Below are 24,828 nucleotides of genomic sequence, written 5' to 3' on the forward strand. Positions count from 1 at the left end.
CGGTCGGACCACGGGCTGCGGTGGTCGCCGGCCTGCGCCGGCCATGGAGATGTTCACCGACGGCACCCAACTGGGCTTAGCGGCAAGGCAGTCGGGGCATCATAACCGCTGTGCGGATGCGGATCCTGGACGAAAGCGAGCTCCTCCGCCTGGAGGCGACGTGGCTGCGCGACATCGCCTCCCACACCCGCTGGTGCGTCGCCGAACTCCGCGACCTGGACGACGACGCCCGGCGGACGGTCCGGTCGGCGATGCTGTCCGCCTGCATCCGCCACCGCTGCCCCATCAGTCTGCAGTTCGTCACCAACTACGCCGCCATGGTCGTCACCGCCGTCGGCATGACGGCGTCCTGCGCCGCCGCAGGGGCGGTCGCCGAGGCCTTCGCGGGAGGCGCCGGTCCGGCCCGGGCGCCCTGGTGGCTCTTCCCGCTGGCCGCCTTCGCCGCGGCCTGCCTCAGCTCTCTCGCAGCGGGCCGGCAGGATGTCCGTGCCATCGTCGCGTTCTTTCGCCGGCTGGGAGTCCGCGCGACCGTGAGCCGGATCGTCCGGCTGGCACGACCCGGCCACTGGTTCCCGTTCGCGGTCAGCCTGGCCCTGGTCGTCGCCGGGGTCGCCGCCGCCTCCGTGACGGGCGCCGCCGCTGCGTCCGCCCCCGCCGGTCAGCGACCGGTGATCGCCGCGGCCGCCCTGTTCGGCGCCGTCCTCGGGCTCGGAGTGCTCCGCTGGATCCGCCTGGTCCAGAACTTCCTCCGCTCGCGGTACCGAAAGCCGTACCGGGCCCGCCCGCTCGACGGGGTGCTGGTCGAACTCGCCCACGCCGCCGCGCTCTGCCAGGCCCTCCGTCCCTCCTGGTGGACACCGCGCACCGTCCGGAGAGTGCGCCTGAGCCTCGGGCGGGCGATCGGCGCCGCCGACGACATCTGGGCCGTACGGCACCGGACGTCGTTCACCGAGCTCGCGGCCCGGCGGGAGGCCCGGCGGTTCCACTCGGCCCTGGCCGAACTCGTCCGGCGGCACGACCGGGCGCTGACCCAGGTACGCACGGCGTCCGAGTACGACGCCGTCGCTGCCTCGCTGCGCGCCGGGGTGCTGGCCCTCGCCGAGGGTGACCTGACGGCCCTGCTGGAGCACAGCGCGCCGGAGCCGCCCGTCTCCCGGGTCATCCGCTTCCTGCGCCGCACCGCCACCAGCCTCGTCCTGGTGGCGTTCGCCCTGGTCATCCCGCTGCTGCCCGGCGTGGACAGCGGCACCGGGGCGGGCGTGCGGGTGCTGCTGCTGATGACCGCCGCCCTGTCGCTCTCCCCGGCCGGCGACGCCGCCTCCACCTCCGTCCGGTCCGCGCTCGAACGGTCCCTGTTCCCCGGACGGGGTCAGTGACCCGGCGGCCCCGGCGCCGGTCCCCGGAGGGCGGCTGCCGCATCGCCTGACCACAGCCGAAGACGCACCTCAGGCGGCGACCCGGTGGCCTGCGGCGCCCGGCCGGCCGGCGAGCAGCAGCGCCAGGTCCTCGGGGACGGTCATCGGGGTGAACAGCCCGGCCGCCGTACGGCCGTTGTTCCCGACCGGCGCCCGGCCCGTCAGCGAACCCGGCGCCGCCACCAGCAACCTGACCACCTGGCCGACGGCCTCCCGGCGGTCCCGGTGGCGCAGCGCCAGGCGGAACATCGCCCAGTGCGCCCGGGTGTGCGGCCAGGCCCAGGGCTGGGAGAGGATGTGCGCCCGTTCCAGGGCGGTCCACATCCCGGCCGGGTCGGTGCTGGTACGGGCCCGGCGCAGCTCGGCCTCGAAGGCTTCGCGAACGCGGGACGGCATGGGGGACGGCATGGTTCCTCCTGACGGGCCGGTCCGCTCGGAGCCGGCGCGACACCCAGCCTGCCGGGCGCCGGCCGGCCTGACTTGAACGAACCTGCTGCGATCTTGCGGGCAGCGGGCAGCGGGCAGCGGGCAGCGGGCGGCGGGCAGCGGGCAGCGGGCAGCCTCGGGCTCGGCCTACGGCTGCGCCGGCCGGGCCGACGGCCCGGGCGCCCAGCGGACCCGGTGGGCGAACTCCGAGGGCGGGATGCCGAAGGTCCGGCGGCAGGTCCGGGTGAGGTGCGCCGCGTCGGCGAAGCCCGCCAGGTGCGCCGCCGCCGTCAGGGACGCCCCGGCGGCGATCAGTTCGGTGGCCCGCCGCATCCGCAGCCACCGCACGTACGGCCGTAGCGGCAGGCCCAGTTCGGTCCGGAACAGATGGGCCAGCCGGCTCTCCGACAGGCCCACCGCGGCGGCCAGGGCGCCGATCCGCACCGGGCCGTCCGCGACCAGCTCCGGCAGCCGGGCGACCGCCCGCGCCACCGCGGGGTGGCGGGCCCGCGCCGGGCCGTCACCGGCCGCCGCGTCCACCAACGCCCCGATCCGGGCGAGGAGTTCCTCGGGCCCGCCGCCGCTCACCGGCGGCAGCGCCCCGCCCGCGCGGGCCCAGGCGGCCGCGCACCCGGGCGGCTGCGCGCGGCGGGCGAATGCGCGGCCGGTCACGGAATCCGGGTCGAGCTGTGCCAGCACGCCCTCGGCGGCGCCCCGCAGCACGGTGTGCTCGGTGTCCGCGGGGACGACCACGGCCCGGCAGACCACCCGCAGGCCGGTGGCGTCGGCGAGTTCCAGCGTGCCCCGGGCGGCCACCAGCACCTGGACCGAGTGGTGGGCGTGCATCGCGGCGACGCCGATCCGGCCGCCGAACAGCAGCATCCCGGGCCGTACGGTGGCCGCGCCGGTCCATCGGTCCACGGCTGTCGCACCCCCTCGCCCTGCCGGTCGGGGGAGTCTACGTCCGCCGGGCGGGGCGGCGTCCGCCCGGCAGCCCCGGCCCGGCACCGGCCACCGGCCCCAGGACGGACCCGCCGGCCGGCCCGGGTGCCCGTACGGCCTCGGGCGGGCGGAGCTCCGCCGGTACCAGGGCGGCGGCCAGCAGCGGGAGGACGACCGTCAGGCCGTACGCCAGGCCGAAGCCGCCGGCGCCGATCACCTGGGCGGCCACCGGCGGCACACAGGCCGCCACCGCGTTCTGGACGGTGGTGTGCACGCCGAGGGCGCGGCCCGCCCAGCCGTTGCCCGCGTACTCGGCGACAGCGGTGAACGAGAGACCGTTGGTGCTCACCGTCAGCACCCCGGTGGCCACCAGCGCCACCGTCGCGACGGGCGAGCCGGTCAGCACGCACACCGTCAGCGCCGCCAGCGCCCCGGCGGTGACCAGGGCGAGCACCCGCATCGGCCCGGTCCGGCTGCCCACCACGTCCGACCAGCGGCCCGAGGCCAACCGGGCGCCCGCCCCGCCGACCTGGACGCAGGCCAGCAGCGCACCGGCCGACGACGGCGCCCAGCCCCGTTCGTCCACCAGCAGCACCAGCGCGAAGGCGGCCACCACGAACTGCGGCACCACCAGCAGCGTCGCCGCGCCGTGCAGCCGCCAGAGCACCGGCGTCCGGTACGGCGAACCGGCGCGCTCCACCGCGTCCCGGCCGGGCCGGGCCGGATCGCGGACCGCGATCACCACCAGCAGGGCGGCCGTCACGCTCATCGCGCCGAGCACGGCCAGCGCCGTGCCGCGCCCGTGCGCCGCCGTCCGGGGCAGCAGGACGGCGGCGACCGCCATCCCCAGCGGCAGCGAGGTCTGCCGCAACCCCATCGCGACACCGCGCTCACGGGCCGGGAACCAGCCGAGGATCAGCCGGCCGCTGGAGGCGTGCGCCGAGGCCCCGGCCGCGCCGGCCAGCACGAAGCAGCCGCCAAGCGCGGCCGTGCCGTGCACCGAGGGCGCCGCCAGCAGCACCAGCCCGGCCAGGCCCAGCCCGCCCGCCAGCACCCAGCGCTCGCCCCAGCGGTCCGCGGCCGAACCCCAGGCGGCCAGCGTCAGCACCAGCCCGACCGTCGGGCAGGCCGCCAGCAGGCCGGCCTGCCCCAGCGACAGGCCCTCGTCGCGCAGGGCCGGGATCAGGTAGGGCAGCCCGAACTGGAAGGCGCACCCGGCCGTCATCGCCAGCATCCCGACCGCCAGCACCACCCAGCGCCGCCGACCCGGCGCCGGCCCGCCGTTCGTTGCCGGCCCGCTGCCCGTCGCCCGTCCGCCGTCCGTCGCCGGTCCGTCCTGCGGGGCTCGCATCCTCGCCACCTCCTGGTCGACCGCCGTGCCCGCCGGACACTCAACCCGAACCGGGCGGGCGGGGGCGACGGCGTCCAGCAGGCAGACGGCCCGCCGGGCGGCAGCGGCCGGCCTTCCGGTCCGGTCCGGTCCGGTCCGGTCCGGGCCCGCCCCGGCCCGGGAGGCCCGCCGGCGCCCGGCCCGGCTACGGCAGGAAGGCCTCGTGCGGGGTGCCCGGCACGAGCGTCCGGGCGGCCAGCCAGGCGGCCGCCATGGTGTTGTCGCCGGCCACCACGACCCGGCCGGGCAGCCCGGCCAGGGCGGCCGTCAGGGCGTCCCGCACCGGGCCGGGGGAGGCCGCCACCGCGCCGGCCAGCACGATCGGCTCGGGCGGGGCACCGGCCGGCAGGGTGGCCTCGACCAGGGCCGCCAGGTGGGCCGCCGCCCGGGCGGCGATCCGCGCCGCGGCCTCGTCGCCCGCCGCCGCCGCGGCGCTGACCAGCGGCGCGAGGGCGGCCGGGGCGCTGGCCGGCGCGTCGTAGACCGCGCGCAGCAGGCCCGCGACGGCGCCGGCCCGGGGGCGGGCGGGGACGCCCAGGGCGGCAAGCACGGCGGTGGCCAGCGCGTCCGGCGCGCCGGACGGCGACCCCAGCGTGTCGAGGGTGTGCCGGGCGGCCTCGCGGCCGAGCCAGAACCCGGAGCCCTCGTCGCCGAGCAGCCAGCCCTGGCCGCCCCGGAGGGTGCTCACCCGGCGGCGCTGGAGCCGGCAGGCGACCGCGCCCGTGCCCGCGATCAGCACCACGCCGTCCGGCGCGGCGGTGCCGGCCGCGAAGGCCACCTCCGCGTCCGGCCGCAGGGCGAGGCGCAGCCGGCCGGGCACGGCCGGGCCGGCGGCCGTCCGGCACTCCTCGGTGAAGGCCACCGCGGCCGCGTCGGTGGCGAACCGCCGGTAGCCGGCCAGGCCGATCACGCAGGCGGCGAGCCCGTCGGGGTCGTGGTCGCCGAGCGCGGCCCGGATCGCCTCGCCGATCCTGGCGGCGGCCTCCGGTCCGCCCTGGGCCTGCGGGTTGCCGCCGCCCGTCCGGGCCTCGCCGAGGCGCCGGCCCGTCAGGTCGGCGAGGACGGCCCGGACGGCGGTGCCGCCGGCGTCGACGCCCAGCACGAGGCGCCGGCCGGCCCCGGGCGCCGGCCGGGCCCCCGCGTCCGGGGCCGTCGCACCGGTCCGGGCGGCCGGGCCGGTGCCCGGGGCGGTGGCCAGGTCTTCGGGCGTGGTCATGGACGGTCCTCCGGGTGCTGAACGGCGGGTGCGGCGGTGGGCGGTGAGCCGGCGGGCGGTGTCGGTGCGGCGGGTGCGGCGGGCGCCGCGGTCAGTTGCCGGACGGCGGCGGCCGGCAGCCCGCCCGCCGCCCGGAGCGCCGCCGCGGCGGCCCCGGCCCCGACCCCCGCCAGGAGCGAGACGAGCGCGGTCGCGGTGTCGTCCCCGCAGGCGCGCAGCGCCCGCTCGGCCTCGGCGGCGGACACCCCGCAGGCCGCGGACAGCGTACGGACCGCCCGCCGGCGCAGTTTCGCGTTCCCGGCCGAGGCGGTCACCATCAGGTCGGACCAGGTCCGCCCGGTGCGGACCATCAGGGCGGTCGAGAACATGTTCAGGGCGAGTTTCTGCGCCGTCGCGGCCTTCATCCGGGTGGAGCCGGTCACCACCTCGGGGCCGGTGGCCAGCACGATGTGCAGATCCGCCCGGGCGGCCAGCGGGGCGGCCGGATCGCCGGAGATCAGCGCGGTGACCGCGCCGGCCGCCCGGCCGTGGGCGAGCGCGGCGCCGACGTACGCCGTCCGGCCGCTCGCGCTGATCCCGATCACCAGGTCACCGGCCCGGACGCCGGCCGTGTCGATGCCGTCCGCCCGGTCCTCCGCGGCCTCGTCCGCCGTCCGCCCGGCCGCCGGGCCGCCGGCCAGGTGCGGGCAGACGGTCTCCGGCCCGACGCCGTAGGTGGGCAGCAGCTCGGCGGCGTCGGCCAGGGCGGCCCGGCCGGAGGAGCCCGCACCGAAGTAGTGCACCCGGCCGCCCCGGGCCAGGGCCGTCAGCCCGGCCTCCACCAGGGCCTCGATCGCGGGCAGCGCCGCGGCGACGGCGCCGGGCACGCCCGCGTCCTCACGGTTGATCAGGGCGAGGAGCTCGGCGGTGCCGAGCCGGTCCAGGCCGGTGCCGGCCGGGTTGCGCCGCTCGGTCGGGGGCAGCGACTCCTCGGACGGCAGCGGCTCCCCGGGCACCGGCATGTCCTCGGGGCCGGTCGGGTCCTCAGGGTCGGGCGGGCCGGGCGGGCCGGCGGTGCCGGGTCGGGTCACGGGACGTCCTTCGCGGGCGGTACGGGGGCGGGCCGGCGCCTCAGCCCCGCCCCTCGTCCCCCTCGGGCCCGGCCAGGCGCGCCGGGAAGCCCCCGGTGGCGATCGGGCCCCAGCGGCGCGGGGTGATCCGGATCAGCGACTTGCCCTGCTTGACCATCGCCGCCCGGTACTCGTCCCAGTCCGGGTGCTCGCCCGCGATGTTCCGGTAGTACTCGACCAGCGGTTCGACCGCCTCGGGCAGGTCGACGACCTCGGCCTCGCCGTCGACCTGCACCCACGGCCCGTTCCACTCGTCGGACAGCACCACCACGCTGACCGCCGGGTCGCGGCGGGCGTTGCGGACCTTGGCCCGCTCCGGGTACGTGGAGACGACGATCCGGCCCGCGTCGTCCACGCCGCAGGTGAGGGGCGAGGCCTGCGGGGAGCCGTCGGCCCGGCGGGTGAGCAGGAGCGCGCGGTGCCGCGGCCGGACGAAGTCCAGCAACTCGGGCAGTTCCACACGGGTGTTCGAGGCGATGGAGGGGCTCATGGGGAGGAGCGTAGACGAGCCGGACCGCACGGCGGGGGAGGCGTCCGCCGTGGGCGGGCCCGACGCGAGGGATCCGGAGTGAGGGCCGGACGTGACGGGCCCGGACAGGACGGGCCCGGACATGACGGCGTCCGCCGGGGGAGCCGGCCGGACAGGCGTGCGGGCCTGTCCGGCCGACCTCCCTGGCGGACGCCGGGTCGGAGGGTGCTGCCCCGGAGGGCGGGTGGCGCTGCGCCGGTCAGGCCGCGACCTGGTCCTGGAGCGAGTACGCCGAACGCAGCCGCTCCTGGGCCGCGGGGCCGCCGCCCAGGCCCGCCGCGGCCAGGTGGTCCAGGCCCAGCAGGGCGGCGCCGAGCACCGGCGGGGCGACCACGATCCGCGGTTCGGCCCGCGGGGCGGCGGCGGCCAGCCGGGCCGTCACGTTGTCGATCAGCAGCGGCTGGCGCGAGGCCAGCACACCGCCGCCGAGCACCACCGGGGTCGGCTCGTCGAGCAGGCCGAGCCGGGTGAGGGCGACGATCGCGAGGCGGGTGATCTCGTCCGCCTGGCGGTCGATCAGCTCCAGCGCCGGGCCGTCGCCGGCCTGCGCGGTGGCGAACAGCACCCGGACGATCTCGTGCAGCCGGCCGCGGTCCAGCTGGCCGAGGTGCATCGCCTCGGCGACCGCGCTGGAGCTCGGCAGGCCGAAGTGCGCGGCGATGGCGGCGGCCAGCGCGGTGGGCGCGCCCCGGCCGTCCTCGGCCCGTACCGCGTGCCACATGCTGCTGGCGGCCAGGCCCGCGCCGCCGCCCCAGTCACCGGTCAGCTCGCCGAGGGCGGGGAACCGCGCCGTCCGGCCGTCCGGCAGCAGGCCCACGCAGTTGATGCCCGCGCCGCAGACCACGGCGACCCCGCGCGGTCCGTCGGTGCCGGCCCGCAGCAGGCCGAAGGTGTCGTTGACGACGTCCGCGGTGACGCCCCAGGGCTGCTCCGCGATGGCGGCCTGCAGCAGCCGCTCCTCCACCGGGAGGTCGGCGTTGGCCAGACAGGCACTGACGTGGCTGGTCAGCGGTCTGTCGCCGAGGGCGTGGCCGGCCTGCGCGGCTGCGGCCGTGACCAGCGGCACCAGGGCGGCGATCGCCGCCTCCGGGCCGATCAGGTGCGGCTGGAACCCGCCGCCCCGGGCGCTGCCGAGGACGGTGCCGTCGGCGGCGACGAGGGCGACGTCGGTCTTGCTGTTGCCGGCGTCGATGGCCAGGACGCCGGGCAGGAGTGGATCGGGCTGGTGGGTCATCAGGTCCCCGCGCTCGTACGTGCCCCGGCCGTCGTCCCGACCGGGGTTTCTGGGTGCTGCTGAGGGCTGCTCAGGCCCAGCTGAGATGCTCGCGGTTGTTGGCGAGCAGGCTGTCCGTCAGCTTGTCCGCGAGCTCCAGCTGGCCGACCAGCGGGTGCGCGAGCAGGGCGTCGAAGACCCGGTCCCGGCCGCCCTTGAGCGCGGCCTCCAGGGCGAGCTGCTCGTACGCGGTCACGCCGGCGATCAGGCCGGCGTAGAGCGGCTCCACGGGGCGCTGCGGCAGCGGGCGCACGCCGGCGGCGTCGACCTCGGCCGGCACCTCGATCACGGCGTCGTCCGGCAGGAACGGCAGCACGCCGTCGTTGCGGGCGTTGACGACCTGCACGGTGGTCCGGCCGTCGGTGCCCAGCAGCGAGGCGATCAGCTGGACGGCCGCCTCGGAGTAGAAGGCGCCGCCGCGCTGCGCCAGCAGCTCGGGCTTGGTGTCCAGCGCGGGGTCGGCGTACATGCCGAGCAGCTGCCGCTCGATCGCGGCGACCTCGGAGGCCCGCGAGCCCTTGGCCTTCAGCTCCTGCACCACCACGTCGTGCTGGTAGAAGTACCGCAGGTAGTACGAGGGGACGACGCCGAGGCGCCGGATCACCGGCAGCGGCAGGTGGAGGTCCTCGGAGATCTCCTGGCCGAAGCCGGCCAGCAGCTCGGGCAGCACCTCGCGGCCGGTGGTGCTGCCGGGGGCGTCGAGCAGGGTGACGCCGCGCTCCCAGGTGAGGTGGTTCAGGCCGACGTGGTCGAGCCGGATCAGCTCGTGGTCGACGCCCAGGTGCTTGGCGAACCGCCGCTGGAAGCCGATCGCGACGTTGCACAGGCCGACCGCCTTGTGCCCGGCGCCCTGCAGCGCCCGGGTGACGATGCCGACCGGGTTGGTGAAGTCGACGATCCAGGCGTCCGGGTTGGCCCGGCGCACCTGCTCGGCGATGTCCAGCACCACCGGGACGGTCCGCAGGGCCTTCGCCAGGCCGCCGGCGCCGGTGGTCTCCTGGCCGACGCAGCCGCAGTCCAGCGGCCAGGTCTCGTCCCGGTCGCGGGCGGCCTGTCCGCCGACCCGCAGCTGCAGCAGGACGGCGTCCGCGCCCTGCACGCCGGCCGCGACGTCCGTGGTGGTGCTGATCGTGCCGGGGTGCCCCTGCTTGGCGAAGATCCGCCGGGCCAGGCCGCCGACCAGCTCCAGGCGGTCCGCGGCGGGGTCGATCAGGACGAGTTCGCCGATCGGCAGCGTGTCGCGCAACCGGGCGAAACCGTCGATGAGTTCGGGGGTGTAGGTGGATCCGCCGCCGACGATGGCGAGCTTGAGCGTGGGGGACATCAGCCCTTGACCCCTGTCAGTGTGACGCCTTCGATGAAGGCTTTCTGGGCGAAGAAGAACAGGATGATGACGGGTGCCATGACGAGGAGGGTGGCGGCCATCGTGAGGTTCCAGTTGGTGTGGTGGGCGCCCTTGAAGGACTCCAGCCCGTACGAGAGGGTCCAGGCGCCGGGGTTCTCGCTGGCGTAGATCTGCGGGCCGAAGTAGTCGTTCCAGGCGTAGAAGAACTGGAACAGCGCCACGGCGGCGATGGCCGGCCTGGCCATCGGCAGCACGACCCTGAGCAGCGTCCGCAGGTCACCGCAGCCGTCGATCTTGGCGGCCTCGATGTACTCCTTGGGGATGGTCAGCAGGAACTGGCGCAGCAGGAAGATCGAGAACGCGTCGCCGAAGGCCATCGGGATGATCAGCGGCCAGAGGGTGCCGCTGAGGTGCATCTGCTTCGCCCAGAACAGGTACATCGGGATGACGGTGACCTGCGGCGGCAGCATCATCATCGCGATGACGGCCATCAGGGCGAGGTTGCGGCCCCGGAAGCGGAACTTGGCCAGCGCGTACGCCACCGGCAGGCTGGAGACCACGGTGAGCAGCGTGCCGAGCCCCGCGTACAGCAGGGTGTTGCGCCACCAGGTGAGGAAGCCCGGGGTCTGCCACACCTTGACGTAGTTGCCCCACTCCCAGGTGGTGGGCCAGAGGTTCTTGGTGAGGGCCTGCTGGTCGGTCATCACCGAGGTGAGGAAGACGAACACGAACGGCAGGACGAAGAACAGCGCGGCCGCGATCGCGGTCGAGTGCACGGCGACCCAGTGCAGGGCGGCCCGCCGGCGGGCGGTCCGGGCGGCCTCGGAGGCGGACTTCGAGGAGCCGGGCGCGGCCGCGGGCTTGGTGAGGGTGGTGCTGAGTGTCATGGGTCAGTCCTCGTTCGCCATGAAGCCGGATTTGCGGCGCAGCAGGATCGACGTGAACGCCATCGAGATGGCGAACAGGATCAGGGCGATGACGCAGGCCGAGCCGTAGTCGAAGCGCTGGAAGCCCAGGTTGTAGACCATCTGCGGCAGGGTCCAGGTGGAGCCCTGGGGGTAGCCGGGTTCGAACTGCTGGCCGGACCCGCCGATCACGCCGCTGGCGACCTTCCCGGCGACGATCGCCTGGGTGTAGTACTGCATGGTCTGGATCACCCCGGTGACCACCGCGAACATCACGATCGGCGAGATGTTCGGGAAGGTCACGTAGCGGAACCGCTGGACCGGTCCGGCGCCGTCGAGCTCGGCGGCCTCGTACTGCTCCTTCGGCACGTCCAGCAGGGCGGCCATGAAGATCACCATCAGGTCGCCGATGCCCCACATGGCCAGCATGGTCAGGGCGGGCTTGGACCAGCTGGGGTCGGTGAACCAGCCGGGCGCCGGCAGACCGAGGTCGCCGAGCAGCTGGTTGACCGGGCCGGTACCGGGGTTGAGCAGGAAGGCGAAGGCCATCGTGGCGGCCACCGGCGGGGCCAGGTAGGGCAGGTAGAAGAAGGTCCGGAACAGCCCGGCACCGGTCTTCACCTTGGTGATCAGCATGCCGATGCCGAGACCGAAGACCACCCGCAGCGAGACCATCACCACGACCAGCCACAGGGTGTTGCGCAGGCCCTGCCAGAAGAACGGGTAGTCGTTGAAGACGTACGACCAGTTCTTCAGGCCGGTGAACGTCGGGGTCGTGAAGCCGTCGTAGTGGGTGACGGAGAAGTAGAGGGTGGAGACCAGCGGGTAGACGAAGAAGAAGCCGAAGCCGATCAGCCAGGGCGAGAGGAAGGCCAGGGTGCGGGCCGCCGCCCGGCGGCGCTTGCTGCGAAGCGCCGCCGGGACGGGGAGTCCGGCACTCGCCTTACGGGAGCCGAACGCGATTGCCATGTGTTGCTCGCCTTACGCTACTTCGCCTGGTTCACGGCGGCGTCGATTTCCTTGGCGGTGGCCGCGAGGCCGGCCGCCAGGTCGGTCTGCTTGCCCGACTCGTAGTCGTAGCCCAGGTTCTGCAGGGACACGATGTACGCGCCGCCGTTGACGCTGGCGGGCGTGGTGCCGGAGTTGGGGTTCTTGGCGATGTCCAGGAAGGTCTTGAAGTTCGCGTCGGCGTCCAGCTTCGGCGAGTTCAGCGCCTCGAAGGTGCTCGGCACGTTGTGGATCGCGTTGGCGAAGCTCACCACGGCGTCGGTGTTGGTGGTCAGGTACTTGACCAGCTCCCAGGCCGCGGCCTGCTTCTTGCTGTTCTTGGCGATGCCGATGATGGTGCCGGTCTGGTAGCCGCGGCCGTAGGTCGAGACCTCGGCGTCCGGCACCGGGAACGGCGCGGTGGCCCACTCGAAGTCCGGCTTGTCGGTGGCCAGCGAGGCGGTCCGCCACTCACCGTCGATCGCCATCGCGACCTGGCCGGTGTGGAACGGGTTCTTGGCGCTGAACTCGTCGCCGAAGGAGGCGCGGTACTTCTCCAGCTTGTCGAAGCCGCCCAGCTTGTCGACCAGGCCCTTCTGCCAGGTCAGCATCTCGGCGACCTTGGGGTCGGTGGCGATGCTCGACTTGCCGTCGGAGCCGAAGTAGCTGGGCCCGAACTGGCCGAGGAAGTGCTCGGTGGTCGACTCGTAGCCGTGGTAGTTCGGCATGAAGCCGAGCTGCTTGAAGCCGTCGCCGTCGGCGACGGTCAGCTTGGCGGCCGCGTCGGCGAACTCGCTGAAGGTCTTCGGCGGCGCGGTGATGCCGGCCGCGGCGAAGGCCTTCTTGTTGTAGTAGAGGCCGAACACGTCACCGAGCAGCGGCAGCGAGCACTGGTTGCCCTTGAACTGGGTGTAGTTGAGCATCGCCGCCGGGAAGGTCTTGGCGGCGTCTATGCCGTCCTTCTTCAGCAGCGGGTTGAGGTCCGCGAAGACGTTCGACGAACAGAAGGTGCCCACGTTGTTGGTGGTGAAGGAGGACACCACGTCCGGGGCGTCGTCGCCGCCGGCCCGCAGCGCCTGGTTGGTCTTGTCGTCCGCGATGTTGCCGACGGCCTTGACGTGGATGTTCGGGTGGGCCTTCTCGAAGGCGGCGATGTTGTCGTTGATCGCCTTGGTCTCGCTGTCCTGGCTCCAACCGTGCCAGAAGGTGATCGTGACGTCCTTGCCGCTGGCCGAATCGTCGTTGCCACCGGCGGAGTTGGTGCCGGTGCAGGCGGTGGCGAGCAGGGCCAGGACGGCGCTGCCGGTGACGGCGGCGATCGTACGGCGGGCTCTGCGGGAGGTGGTGGCGTGCACTTCGAGGTCCTCCTGGGGGGTGCGCGGGCAGGCGTCATTGCCTCGTCGCCCGGCGGGGGTTGGGGGAAGGTGTGCTGCGGTCGCGGTGTCGGGTACGGCGGGGTGCTGAGTCTTCCTCAGCCGTGGTGCGGCGGGTCGGTGCGGGGAGGGTCGGTGGGCGGAGCTTCGGGCGGTCGAGCTTCGGTCGGTGGAGCTTCGCCGGGTGGAGCTTCAGTGGGTGGAGAAGACCGCCTCGCGGGCGGCGGCCAGGGCGCGCTGCAGCGCCCCGTGCAGGACGGGCGGCCCGGGCAGCGCGCTGCTGCGGACCTCCGGCCGGGTGATCGCGATCCGGGCCAGTTCGTCCTCGACGAGCAGCCGCAGCCGCTCGCCGCCGGCGATCGGGACCCCGCCGGAGACCACCACGAGCTCGGGGTCGACGACGGAGACGATCACGGCCAGCCCGACGGCGAGCCGCCCGGCCAGCGCGGTGAGGAAGTCGTCGCCGGCGCCCGGGGTCTCCAGGGCCAGCAGGACCGCCTCCTCGGCGCTCGGCGCGCTCAGGCCGTGCTCCCGGGCGAGCGCCCGGACGGCCGGCGCGCCGACGAGTTCCTGGAACCCGCCGGAGTTCTTCCGGCGGACGTCCCGGACCACCGGCGCGCCGGGCACCGGCATGTAGCCGACCTCCCCGGCGCCCCCGGTGAAGCCCCGGTGCAGGCGGCCGGCGATCACGATCGCGGCGCCGGTGCCCTCGCCGGCCCAGAGCAGGACGAAGTCCTCGCAGCCCTGGGCCGCGCCCGAGGCCTGTTCGGCGACGGCGGCCAGGTTGACGTCGTTCTCGATGCTCACCGGCGCGGCCAGCGCGGCCGAGAGCTCGTCGGTCAGCCGCGGCGAGTGCCAGCCGGGCAGGTGCGAGGCGTAGCGGAGCTTGCCGGTGACCGGGTCGGGGGCGCCGCCGACGCCGATCACGATCTCGCGCAGGCTGCCGGGCGCGAGGCCGGCCCGGCGGACGGTCTCGGCGACGGCCTCGCCGACCTTCTCGACGGTGGCGGCGGCGGGCCAGCCCTTGCTGGGGACGACGTGCTCGGCCAGGGTGCGGCCGGTGATGTCGGCGACCGCGACCCGGACCTGGCTGGTGGTGACGTCCAGCCCGGCGACGTACCCGGCGGCCGGGTCGACCTGGTACAGCTGCGCGTTGGGCCCGGGGCCGCCCTCGGTGGTGCCGACCGGCACGACCAGCCCGGCCGCCTCCAGGCGGGCCAGCAGCTGGGAGGCGGTGGGCTTGGACAGGCCGGTGAGGGTGCCGATCTGGGTGCGGGAGAGCGGCCCGTTCTCCAGCAGCAGCTGGAGGGCGGCCCGGTCGTTGATGGCGCGCAGCAGGCTGGGGGTACCGGCGAGGGGGAGGCGGCTGGTGTTCTCGGTCACAGGTCGATCCTCCTCTTTCGGTGGCCCGGCCGGCAGGCCGGGGTGGCCCGGGCCCGCCCCGGCGGGGTGGCCCGGCCCCGGCGGACCGGGGTGGCTTCGGTGGGCTTCGTGGTGCGGCGGGCCGGGCGGGCGGGGCGGGTCCCGGCGGTACGGCGGTGGTGGTGCGGGGTGGCCGTGAAGCCGTCCGGCGATGCCGGGCGCGGGTGCGCCCGGGGTACGCCGGGGTGACCGGGCGGGGCGGCCCGGTGGTTGCGACAAGAACTGTTAGGAAACTTTCCAGTCGCTTGGAGAGGACCGTAGAACCCTGCTCAGCGGGGTGTCAATGGCCCGCCCGAAGGTGGATGCCGAAGCGTTACCGGACACGACCGAGCCCCGCCCCCCGGCAAGGGGGACGGGGCTCGGTGGAAGGCGTCGCGGCCCGTCGTCACGGGCGCCCGGGCGATGGCCGGAACGGGCCTCGGCGGCGGCCCGCCGGGCGGGCCCCGAGGGGCCTCAGGTGGTCTTCAGGGGCCCGGGCCCGGCCTCGTCGGCCGGACGGGCCGGAGCCGGTATCGGCGCCGCGGCCAGCGACCGCGGCGAGGCCGGATCGGCCAGCGCCGACGGCGGGCCGGCGTCGGCCACCAGCACCGGGAGGACCCCCGCGGCGGCGGCCGCGGCGGCGGCCGCCGCCGTCGGGACCTCCTCCTTGAGCTTGATCCCCGCCAGGTCGAAGGCCGCCTTCAGCCGCTGCCGGAGACCACGTCCCACCAGCGCGGACTTGCCCGGGGCCGTCCTCGCCTCCAGCCGCAGCACCACCGAGTCCGCCGCCACCGACTCCACCCCGAGCACCGAGAACGGCGCCCAGATCAGCTCGTCGTACGGGGACTCCTTGGACAGCGCCTCGGCCGTCTCCAGGATCAGCGCCTCGACCCGGACCAGGTCCTCCTTGTAGCCGACCTGGACGTCCACCGAGGCGGTCGACCAGCCCTGGCTCATGTTGGCGATCCGCTTCACCTCGCCGTTGCGGATGTACCAGATCTCGCCGTTCGCCCCGCGCAGCTTGGTCACCCGCAGGCCGACCTCCAGCACCGTGCCGGTGGCCACCCCGGTGTCGATCTCGTCCCCGACCCCGTACTGGTCCTCCATGATCATGAAGACCCCGGACAGGAAGTCCGTCACCAGGTTGCGGGCGCCGAAACCGATCGCCACACCCGCGACACCGGCACTGGCCAGCAGCGGCGCCAGATTCACCCCCAGGGCCGACAGCACCATCAGCGCCGCCGTCCCCAGAATGGTGAACGAGGCCACGCTGCGCAGCACCGAACCGATCGCCTCCGAGCGCTGCTGGCGCCGCTCCGGGTTGACCACCCCGGTGTTCGCCAGCAGCCCGCCGAGCCGGCTCGGCTCGGCCGCCTCGCCCTCCGCGGGCTTGGTCATCCGCGCTATCAGCTGGGTGATCAGCTTGCGCACCATCGCCCGCAGCACCAGGGCGAGCAGCACGATGAAGACGATCCGGATGCCGCTGGCCACCCACTCCTGCCAGTGCGCGTCCAGCCAGCCGGCCGCCTCCTTGGTACTGCTGGTGACCTCGTCCGCGCTGGTGGGGAGTCTGAGGTCGAGCCCGGGCAGGCCGGACGGCGGCTGGCCCGTACCGGTGGCGGGAGCAGAGGGAGCCGTCGTCGGGGTCGCGTCGGCGAGGAGACCGGTGACACCGGACCAGGACACGTGCGGGGCCTTCCTGCAGGGAGCGGTGGAGGGCCGCCGGGGACCCGGTGCGGCGCCGCTCCCGGGCCCGAAGGCCGTCCGGACCAGCCTAGCGGCCGCCCGGGGCCGTCCCGGACAGGCAGTCAGGGCCGCTCCGGCCGGCCGGGGCCGCTCCGGCCGGCCGGGGCCGGGCCGCCGCCCGGTGACGGCGGACGGTGACCGCGGGACGCGGGCGGGTGACGACGCGCCGAGGACGCCCCGGCGCGTCGGGTGCAACCGGGCCGCGACCTGGGCATACCGGGTATGACGGAAGACACATCCGGAATTCACGTCAGGTCCGTTACACAGGAGTGGTGGCGCCGCGCGAACGCGTGAGGCGACACTGGGGGAGATCACGCACCCGCTGCGTGGTCGAACCGCTCGTCCCGGCGCGAGCCACGCGCCGCAGGCGTCCAAGGAGGCATCCGTGCCGCATGTCCTGGTCCTCAACGCGTCCTACGAGCCACTCGGCGTCGTATCGATGCGCCGCGCACTCATCCTGGTCCTCAACCACAAGGCGGTCAGCCTGGAGGACTCGGGAGTCACTCTGCACAGCGCCACCAGCGCCCTTCCGGCGCCGTCCGTCGTCCGGCTGACCCGCTTCGTCCGGGTCCCCTTCTGCGGGCCCGTCCCGCTCACCCGCCGCGCTCTGTTCGCCCGTGACCACGGGCGCTGCGTCTACTGCGGGGCCGCCGCTACCAGCGTCGACCACGTCATCCCGCGCAGCCGGGGCGGCCAGCACCGGTGGGACAACGTCGTGGCGGCCTGCCGCCGCTGCAACCACACCAAGGCCGACCGGCACCTCACCGAACTCGGCTGGCGGATGAAGCGCCAGCCCGCCCCGCCCAGCGGCCTGGCCTGGCGCATCATCGGCACCGGGATCAAGGACCCGCGCTGGCGGCCCTACCTGGAGCCGTACGGGGCGAACGACCAGTTCCGGGAGTACGAGCACCACGACCATACCGAGTTCGCCGGGGCGCACCCGGTACCGCTCGGCCGGGCGCACGCCGCCCATCCCCTCCCGGTGCACGGCGCCCCCGCGCGCCCCGCGCCGGGCCGCCGCGGAGAGCAGCCCGAACCGCTCTCCGCCTGATCCCGCTCCACAAAAGGGCCTGCCCGTCATATCCCGGTACGCCTCATGGGCCGCCGGCGCACCCCGAACGGGGAGCGCCGGCGGCCCGCCGTCCGTCCGGCGGCGGCGCGCGTCAGTGCGGCTGCGCCGGGGGCGCGGCGGGGGGCGTGGCCGGAGCGGCCAGCTGCGCCGGGGGCACCGCCGGGGGAGCGGCCGGCGTGACCGCGTAGGTCTCGACGCCCCAGAGCGAGTAGCCGTACTTGGTGGCCCGCGACACGCCCTGCACCCGCAGGTACACCGCGCCCGGCGCGTCGAAGCGGACCGTCTCGGTACCGCCCCCGCCGTCGTCCACCGAGGCCACCGTCGTCCAGGTCACCCCGTCCGCCGAGGTCTGCACCTTGTACGAGGCGGCGTACGCGGCCTGCCAGTGCAGCACCACCGCGCCCAGGTGGGCCGGCTGCGGCAGCTTGAGCTGCACCCAGGCGCCGTCCGAGGCGGGCGAGGACCAGCGGCTCTTCGGGTCGCCGTCGGCCACCGCCGAGGCCGGGAAGGCCGGCGTCTCGTCGCCCGAGGAGGTCGCGGTCGCGGTCGGCGCCAGGTCGGCGCCGCCGGTCGGCGGCACCACGTGCACCTGCAGCACCTGGCGCACACTGGCGGTGCCCGCGGTGAACACCACCGGCACCTGGTACGTCCCCGAGGGCGTCTCCGGGGTCGCCGTGATCAGCAGCGGGGTCCCGACCCGGCCGCCGCGCGGCACCGTCACCGCGGCCACCGGAGTGACCGTCAGCCCCTTCGCGACCGGCGGCACCTCCGTGCGCAGCTCGCCGGCCACCCCCTCCGGGCGGCCGGCCTCGACGAAAGCGCGGGTCTGCGCGGGCGCGGCCGCACCGGTCACCACGTCCACCGCGGCGTCCGACAGGCTCAGCCGCGCCGCCGGCGTGTCCGCGTACCAGGGGATCACCTGGTTGACGACCGGCGGCTCCCCGCCGGGCTGCCAGGTCAGCCGGACCGCGCCCGCCGGCAGCCCGCCGGCCGGCAGCTCGTTGTAACCGGGCCGTACGGTGCCGATCTCCGCCCAGCTGCCGTCCGCCCGGCGCACCTGCACCGTCGCGGTGGCCCGCACGCCCGGGTCGGTCAGGACGGTCAGCCGGTCCAGCGGACGGTCGGCGCCCAGCTCCACGGTCAGCGGCTCGTCGGCGGCGGTCGGCGCGGTGGCCGCCCGGTAGGCGGTGTCCGGGTTGTTGTCCAGCACGGCCGCGGCCGAGAACCCGGGCGTCGCCGCCGGGCCGCCGGAGACACTCGTCGGGACCTCGCCCGGCGCCGTGACGGTGAACTCGCGGATCGCGACCGCGGTCTTCTGCGCGGCCGTGGCCCGCAGCCGCACAGCCCGCACCACCTCGCCGGCCGGCACCGGCGCCGTGACGCTCTTCTGCCGGCTGACCTGCGCCAGCTGCTTCCAGCCGCCCTCGCCGGTCGAGTACTCCAGGACCCCGTCCCGGATGTAGTCGTCCACCGCGGTGGCGGCGTCCGGACCGTTGCCCCAGGAGCCCATCAGTACGGTCACACTGCCGACCGGGCGCCCGTCGCCGAGCGACACCCCCACCGAGTCGCCCGGCTGCGGCGGCGCGGAACTCCAGTAGAAGGTGCCGGCCTCCCCGTCCGTCATCAGCGCCGCCGGATGCTCGTTCGCGGCGCCCAGGGTGCTGGTCGGCGTCGCACTGCCGCCCGCCACGCCGGCCCAGGTGTCCGCCGCCCGCACGGCGTGCTCCAGGAAGGGGCCCAGCACGCCCGCGCCGACCGTCGCCGGGCTCTGGCCGGCCTGGTCGCGCAGCCGGCCGAGCTCCACCCGGGCCTTCCAGGCCGCCGTGCCGTCACCGCCGCGCTGCGCCAGCAGCATGTCGATCGCGGACTGCCCGGCCAGCCCGTACGCGCGCAGCGGGGCCAGCCACGGGCCCGCCTCGGCGGCCAGCGCGGCCGTCGCCCGGTCGCCCGCCAGGGTCTGCGGGGCGGCCGCCATCGCCCCGAAGGCCTCCCGCAGCGGCGCCGCCGCCTCCAGCAGCTTCGCCTGGTCGGGGGCGTTGCCCGAGGAGGGCTCCACGGCGGACCAGAACCGCTCCAGCAGCGGCGCCAGGTAGCCGGACTCCTGCTTGGCCAGCGGCGAGGAGGAGCTGTTGCCGGCCAGCGCGGTGACTGCGCCCAGCACCGAGGCCGGACCGCCGGACGGGCCCGCGGCGGGGCCGGCCAGCGAGCGGACGGCGGCCTTCCAGGACTCGTCCGGCTGGTAGCCGGCCGGGTTCCAGGCGAAGTCGCCCGCCGTGGCGAGGGCGATCCGGGAGGCCACCGGCTGCTGCATCGCACCGGTCAGCAGGGCGGCCGAACGGGCCGCGACCTCCGGGTCCCGGCCGGTGTAGGCGCCCAGGTAGAGGCGGTCCGGGCTGGAGTCGTTGACCGGGTAGTTGTCCAGGGTGACCAGCGGGTGCCCGTACAGCGCGCCGGTGTCGGCGGCCTGAGCGCCGGTGATCTTCTCGGGGATCACCCCGATCCCGCTCCAGGCGATCTGCACCCCCTCGGGGAGCGCCGCCGCCAGCGCCTTGCGGTACGGCGTGGAGCCCGTCTGGTGGTACTCGGTCGGCACCACGGACAGCGGCGCCAGGCCCGGGTTCTTCGCGATCAGCCGCTGCTGCACCTTGCCGACCAGCTCGGCCTGCGCCTTGGCGGCCGCGGCCGGCCCGGAGCCGTAGGCGCGCTTGTCCCCGCCGCAGTGCCACTCGTCGTAGCTGACGTCCAGGAACTGCAGCTGGAAGGAGCCGAAGCCGATCCGGCGCAGCCCGTCCAGCTTCGCCACCAGCGCGTCCACGTCCTTGCCGGAGCTGTAGCAGAACGACTGCCCGGGGTCGATCGCGTAGCCCAGCGTGATGTGGTTGCGGCGGGCCTCGGAGGCCAGCGCCGTCAGCTCCTCGGCCTGCGCGGCCGGGTAGGCGTCCCGCCAGCGGGCCAGCCGGTACGGGTCGTCGCCAGGGGCGTAGAGGTAGAAGTTCTGCTTGGAGCGGCCGAGGAAGTCCAGCTGGTCCAGCCGCTGCTGCTGGGTCCACGGCCGGCCGTAGAAGGCCTCCGCGGTGCCGCGCACCGGCGCGCCGCCCGGCCAGTCGCGCAGCGAGATCCCGGGCAGGCCCAGGGTGCCGGCGTTCGCCTGGACCGGCTGCGGGACGGGCTGGCCACCCGGCGCCGGCGCCTGGCCCTGGCCGGCCGGGACGGCCGCCAGCAGCTGCCGCAGGCTCTGCGCCGCGTAGTAGGTGCCGGTGGCGTCCACGCCCGCCAGCACCACCGCGCCGTACGTCCCGCCGCCCTGCGCCGCCAGCTGACCGGCCGACAGCACGTACCCGCCGGCGGGCAGCCCGGCCGGCGACGGCACGGCACTGTCCTTGTTGCCCGCGGCGGCCGACAGCTCGCGCAGCACCTGGTCCACCAGCGGGTCGGCGCCCTCGCCCGGGCCGCCGACGTACACCACCAGCGAACCGGCCGCCGGCTGCGGCGACTCCGGCTGCGGGGTCAGCGTGCTCGCCCCGGCGATCGACAGCACCTCGCGGACCGCGTCCACCGCGGCGTTGTCCGCCTTCGGCGCCAGCACCAGCGTGACCTCGGCCGGCACCGTCACCGGCCGCCCCGCCACGGCCTGCTGCTGCGGACGCGGGAACACCTGCGGGTTCGCCAGGCTCCCCAGCGGCGTCTGCGCGTCCCCACCCACCACGTCGGCCGCCGCCGCGTACGCCGTCGGCGCCGCCTGCGAGGCCGGTGCGCTCACCAGCAGCCCGCCGACCACCGCGGCCGCCGACAGGGTCGCCGCGACCTGCAAGGTCCGCCGCCGCTGCGAGGGGACCCGCGCCCCGCCGGCCGGCACCGCCCGCTCGGCCCGTACGGAGGCCAGCAACGGCTCCGTCCCCTTGATGTCCGCTATCAGCCGGTCCGCCGCCCGCGGCGCCAACTGCCGTGCCGTCCGCGCGGTGGCCCGCCGGGCGGCCAGCGCGGCCGGATGCTGCAGCACGTCCCGCAGGGCGGCGCTCTGCTCCAACTGCTGCCTCAGCCTGCGGCCGGCGGCGACGGACACACGGGACTGCACAGGGGGCCTCCTCGCGGTGAGTGCCCAGGTCAACGGGCCGGACGCACGGAGTGATCATCGATCGGCGACCGACCCGGGTGCCGCGCTCCGCCACCCACGATCCCCGGTCGCGCCAAAGCCCACCAGTTGAGACTTGCGGTGTCAACGTCGGCGGCGTGTATATCCGATTTGTCCTGATTGATGACCTGTCAGGCCGGACCTCCTCCGCCGGACACGAACGAAGGGGCCCGCCGCACGGGACGGTACGGCGGGCCCGGTCGCCCGGTCACATCCGTCCTTGCCGTCATGGGGGTGGCGAGCCGGGGACCGGACTCCCCTCCGGACGGTTGCGGCGCCGGCCGGGTTGTCCGTGCAGTCGGTACGACCGGGCGTCGTCGTCCGCGGTGCTCAGGGTGAACCGCCGGGCCGGCCGACGACCGTCGCCCCTCTCCGTCGCCTTCGCCGGAGCGAGACCCGGTGGCAGCGGTTCGATGCCGCCGGAACCACCGTTGCTGTCCGGAGTGTCCCTGGCCACGCCGGGACCGTCACCGCGTACAACCTGACGGCCCGCCAGATTCGTACGTACGATGGGCCGCCGGGCACCATGCCGATCCTGGCCGGCAGCCGTGATCTGCCGCAGGGGTCGACGGCGCAGGGGCCAGCGCGGTGCCGACGCTTTCCCGCTCGACCGGGTGGAGCCCTGCCCGGCCGCGGTCGACTTCTTGGTACGGACAGGGGGCCTCGTGACGCGACATGTGCTGTTCGGCATCCGTGCGCACGTGCCGGGCGAGGCTGCCGCCGCCATCGGCCGGCAGTCCGGATGCGTCTTCGAGCAGCGGGAGAGTCACTATGCCGGCGACTACTGGACGGCACGGATCGGATCGGCGGTGGTGAAGGTCATGACCCAGCCTGATTCCTACGGCGATCCGGTGGAAGGCGAGTTCCTGGCCTACCGGACGCTCATTCGTGTGGACGGGGAGCAGTCGGGTCCGCAGATCGAAGGATTGGTCGTGGACGGTCACAGCGTGGAGCGGCTCCGAACGGCTTGACCCGTGAAGCCGGCAGGACTCGACGCCGCCGGAGGCCGCTGTCCGGTCTCCCGGCCGGAACCTGAGCCTGCCGTGGGCAGTGGAGCGGCCGGCCTGCGGGGCGGCGGCTCGGGAACCGCCGGGAAGCCCGGCCTCGGCCCGCCCCTCTGTTCGCCCGCGTCACCCGTCCCGCCGCACCGCCCCCGCCCCGTCGTGTCGTGCCGGGTCGGCCGACCCCCGCGCGGGTAGGACTTGTGCTGTCCCGTACGGGCGTCGCCGAGACCCGCAGGAGCCGCGAGTGGCCGCATACCTCGACCGTGACGAAACAGGCAGCCGGCAGGTGCCGGCGCAGGACGCCCCGCCGCCTCCGCCGGAGTTGGTGGCGCTGGCGCACGCGCACGGCGTGGACAGTACGTACGACCCGGGCAGCGGGCCGGTGCCGGTGGGGGCGCGGACGCTGGTGGCGGTGCTGGCCGCGCTGGGGGTGGAGGCGGGGACGCCGGAGGCCGTCCGGGAGTCGATGGAGCGTCATCTGGCCGAGGCCAAGGCACGGTTGCTGCCGCCGAGCGTGGTGGTGCGGGCCGGGCGAAGGACGGCGCTGGACGTGCCGGCCGACGCCCGGGTGAGCATCGAGCTGGAGGACGGCGGCGAGTGGACGCTGCCCGCCGCCCGCTCGCACTGGCTGCCCGCGGACCTGCCGCTCGGCCGGCACCGCCTGCTGGCCGTGGCCGGCGAGCGGCGGGCCGAGGCGGCGCTGATCGTCGCGCCGGAGCGGCTGGACGGGCTGCGCGGCCGCAGCTGGGGGTTCCTGGCGCAGCTGTACTCGGTGCTGTCGGAGCGGTCCTGGGGGATGGGGGACCTGGGGGACCTCGCCGAGCTGGCGCAGTGGGCCGGGGCCGGGCTGGGCGCCGGCTTCGTGCAGATCAACCCGCTGCACGCGGCGCTGCCGGGGGTGCCCTCCGACCCGTCGCCGTACCGCCCGTCCTCGCGCCGGTTCGCCGATCCGGTGCACCTGCGGGTCGAGGCCGTCCCCGAGTACGCCTACCTGCGGCCGGGGCAGCGCGGCCGGGTGGAGGACCTGGCGCGCCGGGCCGGTCTGCTGCGGGCGGAGGTGCTGGAGCACGACGGGCTGATCGACCGGGACGCGGTCTGGACGCTCAAGTGCGAGGCGCTGGAGCTGCTGCACCAGGCGCCGCGCGGGGTGGGGCGCGAGGCCGCCTACCGGGCGTACGTCCGGCGGGAGGGCGCGTGGCTGGAGAAGTACGCCGTCTGGTCGGCGCTCGCCGAGGCGCACGGGAGTGACTGGCACGCCTGGCCGAAGGGCCTGCGCCGTCCCGACAGCCCGCACGTCACGCTGGCGGGCGGCGAGCTGGCCGACCGGGTGGAGTTCCACCGCTGGCTGGCCTGGCAGGTGGACGAGCAGCTCGGGCAGGCCCAGCAGGCGGCCGAGCGGGCCGGTATGACGGTCGGACTGATCCACGACCTCGCCGTCGGCGTGCACCCGAACGGTGCGGACGCCTGGGCGCTCCAGGACGTGCTGGCCACCGGCATCTCCACCGGCGCCCCGCCGGACGCCTTCAACGCCCACGGCCAGGACTGGGGCCTGCCGCCCTGGCGGCCGGACGCGCTGGCCGCCGCCGGCTACGCCCCGTACGCGGAGCTGCTGCGGTCGGCGGCCCGGCACGCCGGCGCGCTGCGGATCGACCATGTGATGGGGCTGTTCCGGCTCTGGTGGGTGCCGGAGGGCCACCGCCCGACCGAGGGCGCGTACGTGCGCTACGACGCGGAGGCGATGCTCGGCGTGCTGGCCCTGGAGGCGCACCGGGCGGGGACGGCGGTGATCGGCGAGGACCTCGGGACGGTCGAGCCGGGCGTGCGCGAGGTGCTGGCGGCGCGGGGGATCCTCGGCACCTCCGTCCTGTGGTTCGAGCGGGACTGGCAGGCGAAGGGCGAGATCCTGCCGCCCGCCCGCTGGCGGGCCGACTGCCTGGCCACCCTGACCACCCATGACCTGCCGTCCACCGCCGCCCGGCTCTCCGGCGAGCACGTGGAACTGCGCCACCGGCTGGGGCTGCTGGCCCGCGCGCTGGGCGAGGAGCAGGCCGAGGCGGCGGCCGAACTGGCCGACTGGCGGGCCGAACTGACCCGGCTGGGCCTGCTGGCGAAGGACGAGCCGCTCGACCCGCAGGCGCTGCACCGGTTCCTGCTGGCCACGCCGGCCGAACTGGTGGGCGTCTGGCTGCCCGACACCGTCGGCGACCCGCGTCCGCAGAACCTGCCGGGCACCTGGGACCAGTACCCCAACTGGCGGCTGCCGGTGGCGGACGCGGCCGGGCAGCCGCTCACCCTCGACCGCCTGGCCGCCGCACCGGGCACCGCCGCCCTCGCCTCGGTGCTGGCCGGGCTGAACCGTGCGGAGGACGGCACGGACGCCGTGCCCGCGGAGGACGGGGGGAGCACCGGGCCCACCGGAGCCGCTCTCCCGGCGCCCGTCCCGGCATCCCACCGCACGACAGCTCCGGGGACAGCTCCGGCAACCGCTCCGGCAGCTGTTCCGGCGACGGGCCCGGAAGGCTGACCCCGGCGCGCGGCCCGGGGTAAGGGGCCGGTACGGTGG

At 75.6% G+C, this 24,828-nt stretch carries 17 protein-coding genes and 1 pseudogene; 4 read left to right on the plus strand and 14 right to left on the minus strand.

Annotated elements, in window-relative coordinates:
* The first annotated feature begins 110 nt into the window (after nucleotides 1–110).
* Nucleotides 111–1,376, plus strand: coding sequence for a hypothetical protein (locus IE329_RS20015; protein ID WP_190212307.1), 1,266 nt, complete (start codon nucleotides 111–113; stop codon nucleotides 1,374–1,376).
* Nucleotides 1,377–1,445: 69 nt separating this feature from the next.
* On the opposite strand, the gene IE329_RS20020 is transcribed toward IE329_RS20015, so the two are convergent.
* The 13 genes from IE329_RS20020 to IE329_RS20080 form a co-directional block, all read right to left on the minus strand.
* On the minus strand, nucleotides 1,446–1,823 hold the full coding sequence (locus IE329_RS20020) for a DUF3703 domain-containing protein (RefSeq protein ID WP_190212308.1): 378 nt from the start codon (nucleotides 1,821–1,823) through the stop codon (nucleotides 1,446–1,448).
* A 165-nt stretch (nucleotides 1,824–1,988) separates the two neighbouring features.
* Nucleotides 1,989–2,762, minus strand: a complete 774-nt coding sequence (locus IE329_RS20025; protein WP_190212309.1) for a helix-turn-helix transcriptional regulator — start codon at nucleotides 2,760–2,762, stop codon at nucleotides 1,989–1,991.
* Nucleotides 2,763–2,799: 37 nt separating this feature from the next.
* The gene (locus IE329_RS20030; protein WP_190212310.1) at nucleotides 2,800–4,134 is read right to left on the minus strand and encodes an MFS transporter; all 1,335 of its coding nucleotides are present in this window, start codon (nucleotides 4,132–4,134) and stop codon (nucleotides 2,800–2,802) included.
* 184 nt (nucleotides 4,135–4,318) lie between these two features.
* On the minus strand, nucleotides 4,319–5,389 hold the full coding sequence (locus IE329_RS20035; RefSeq protein ID WP_190212311.1) for an N-acetylglucosamine kinase: 1,071 nt from the start codon (nucleotides 5,387–5,389) through the stop codon (nucleotides 4,319–4,321).
* Nucleotides 5,386–6,459 (minus strand): N-acetylmuramic acid 6-phosphate etherase, encoded by a 1,074-nt coding sequence (locus tag IE329_RS20040; RefSeq protein WP_229927606.1) that lies wholly within the window; start codon nucleotides 6,457–6,459, stop codon nucleotides 5,386–5,388. The genes IE329_RS20035 and IE329_RS20040 overlap by 4 nt, the downstream gene beginning before the upstream one ends.
* Nucleotides 6,460–6,499: 40 nt before the next feature.
* The gene (locus tag IE329_RS20045; protein WP_190212312.1) at nucleotides 6,500–6,988 is read right to left on the minus strand and encodes a PPOX class F420-dependent oxidoreductase; all 489 of its coding nucleotides are present in this window, start codon (nucleotides 6,986–6,988) and stop codon (nucleotides 6,500–6,502) included.
* Nucleotides 6,989–7,226: 238 nt separating this feature from the next.
* Nucleotides 7,227–8,261, minus strand: a complete 1,035-nt coding sequence (locus IE329_RS20050; RefSeq protein ID WP_190212313.1) for an N-acetylglucosamine kinase — start codon at nucleotides 8,259–8,261, stop codon at nucleotides 7,227–7,229.
* A 70-nt stretch (nucleotides 8,262–8,331) separates the two neighbouring features.
* Entirely contained in the window at nucleotides 8,332–9,624 is a 1,293-nt protein-coding gene (locus IE329_RS20055; protein WP_190212314.1) for a 6-phospho-beta-glucosidase, read from the minus strand.
* Entirely contained in the window at nucleotides 9,624–10,532 is a 909-nt protein-coding gene (locus IE329_RS20060; RefSeq protein ID WP_190212315.1) for a carbohydrate ABC transporter permease, read from the minus strand. Before IE329_RS20060 ends, IE329_RS20055 begins: the two co-directional genes overlap by 1 nt.
* Before the next feature lie 3 nt (nucleotides 10,533–10,535).
* The gene (locus IE329_RS20065; RefSeq protein WP_190212316.1) at nucleotides 10,536–11,519 is read right to left on the minus strand and encodes a carbohydrate ABC transporter permease; all 984 of its coding nucleotides are present in this window, start codon (nucleotides 11,517–11,519) and stop codon (nucleotides 10,536–10,538) included.
* Nucleotides 11,520–11,536: 17 nt separating this feature from the next.
* Nucleotides 11,537–12,892, minus strand: coding sequence for an ABC transporter substrate-binding protein (locus IE329_RS20070; protein WP_190212317.1), 1,356 nt, complete (start codon nucleotides 12,890–12,892; stop codon nucleotides 11,537–11,539).
* Between the two features lie 210 nt (nucleotides 12,893–13,102).
* Nucleotides 13,103–14,293, minus strand: coding sequence for an ROK family transcriptional regulator (locus IE329_RS20075; protein ID WP_190212318.1), 1,191 nt, complete (start codon nucleotides 14,291–14,293; stop codon nucleotides 13,103–13,105).
* A gap of 492 nt (nucleotides 14,294–14,785) precedes the next feature.
* Nucleotides 14,786–15,901, minus strand: a complete 1,116-nt coding sequence (locus IE329_RS20080; protein WP_190212343.1) for a mechanosensitive ion channel family protein — start codon at nucleotides 15,899–15,901, stop codon at nucleotides 14,786–14,788.
* 541 nt (nucleotides 15,902–16,442) lie between these two features.
* On the opposite strand from IE329_RS20080, the pseudogene IE329_RS20085 reads away from it, so the two are divergent.
* Nucleotides 16,443–16,946 (plus strand): annotated as a pseudogene (locus IE329_RS20085) (HNH endonuclease); the annotation flags it as partial.
* 274 nt (nucleotides 16,947–17,220) lie between these two features.
* Here IE329_RS20085 and IE329_RS20090 read toward each other — a convergent pair.
* The gene (locus tag IE329_RS20090; RefSeq protein WP_229927607.1) at nucleotides 17,221–21,204 is read right to left on the minus strand and encodes a beta-N-acetylglucosaminidase domain-containing protein; all 3,984 of its coding nucleotides are present in this window, start codon (nucleotides 21,202–21,204) and stop codon (nucleotides 17,221–17,223) included.
* Nucleotides 21,205–21,926: 722 nt separating this feature from the next.
* Here IE329_RS20090 and IE329_RS20095 point away from each other — a divergent pair.
* Both IE329_RS20095 and malQ read left to right on the plus strand, forming a co-directional pair.
* Complete coding sequence (locus IE329_RS20095; protein WP_190212320.1) at nucleotides 21,927–22,232, plus strand: hypothetical protein; 306 nt, start codon at nucleotides 21,927–21,929, stop codon at nucleotides 22,230–22,232.
* Between the two features lie 319 nt (nucleotides 22,233–22,551).
* Entirely contained in the window at nucleotides 22,552–24,789 is a 2,238-nt protein-coding gene (malQ, locus tag IE329_RS20100; RefSeq protein WP_229927612.1) for a 4-alpha-glucanotransferase, read from the plus strand.
* The last annotated feature ends 39 nt before the right edge of the window (nucleotides 24,790–24,828 follow it).

The organism is Kitasatospora indigofera (genome assembly GCF_014655955.1).
Taxonomy (GTDB): domain Bacteria; phylum Actinomycetota; class Actinomycetes; order Streptomycetales; family Streptomycetaceae; genus Kitasatospora; species Kitasatospora indigofera.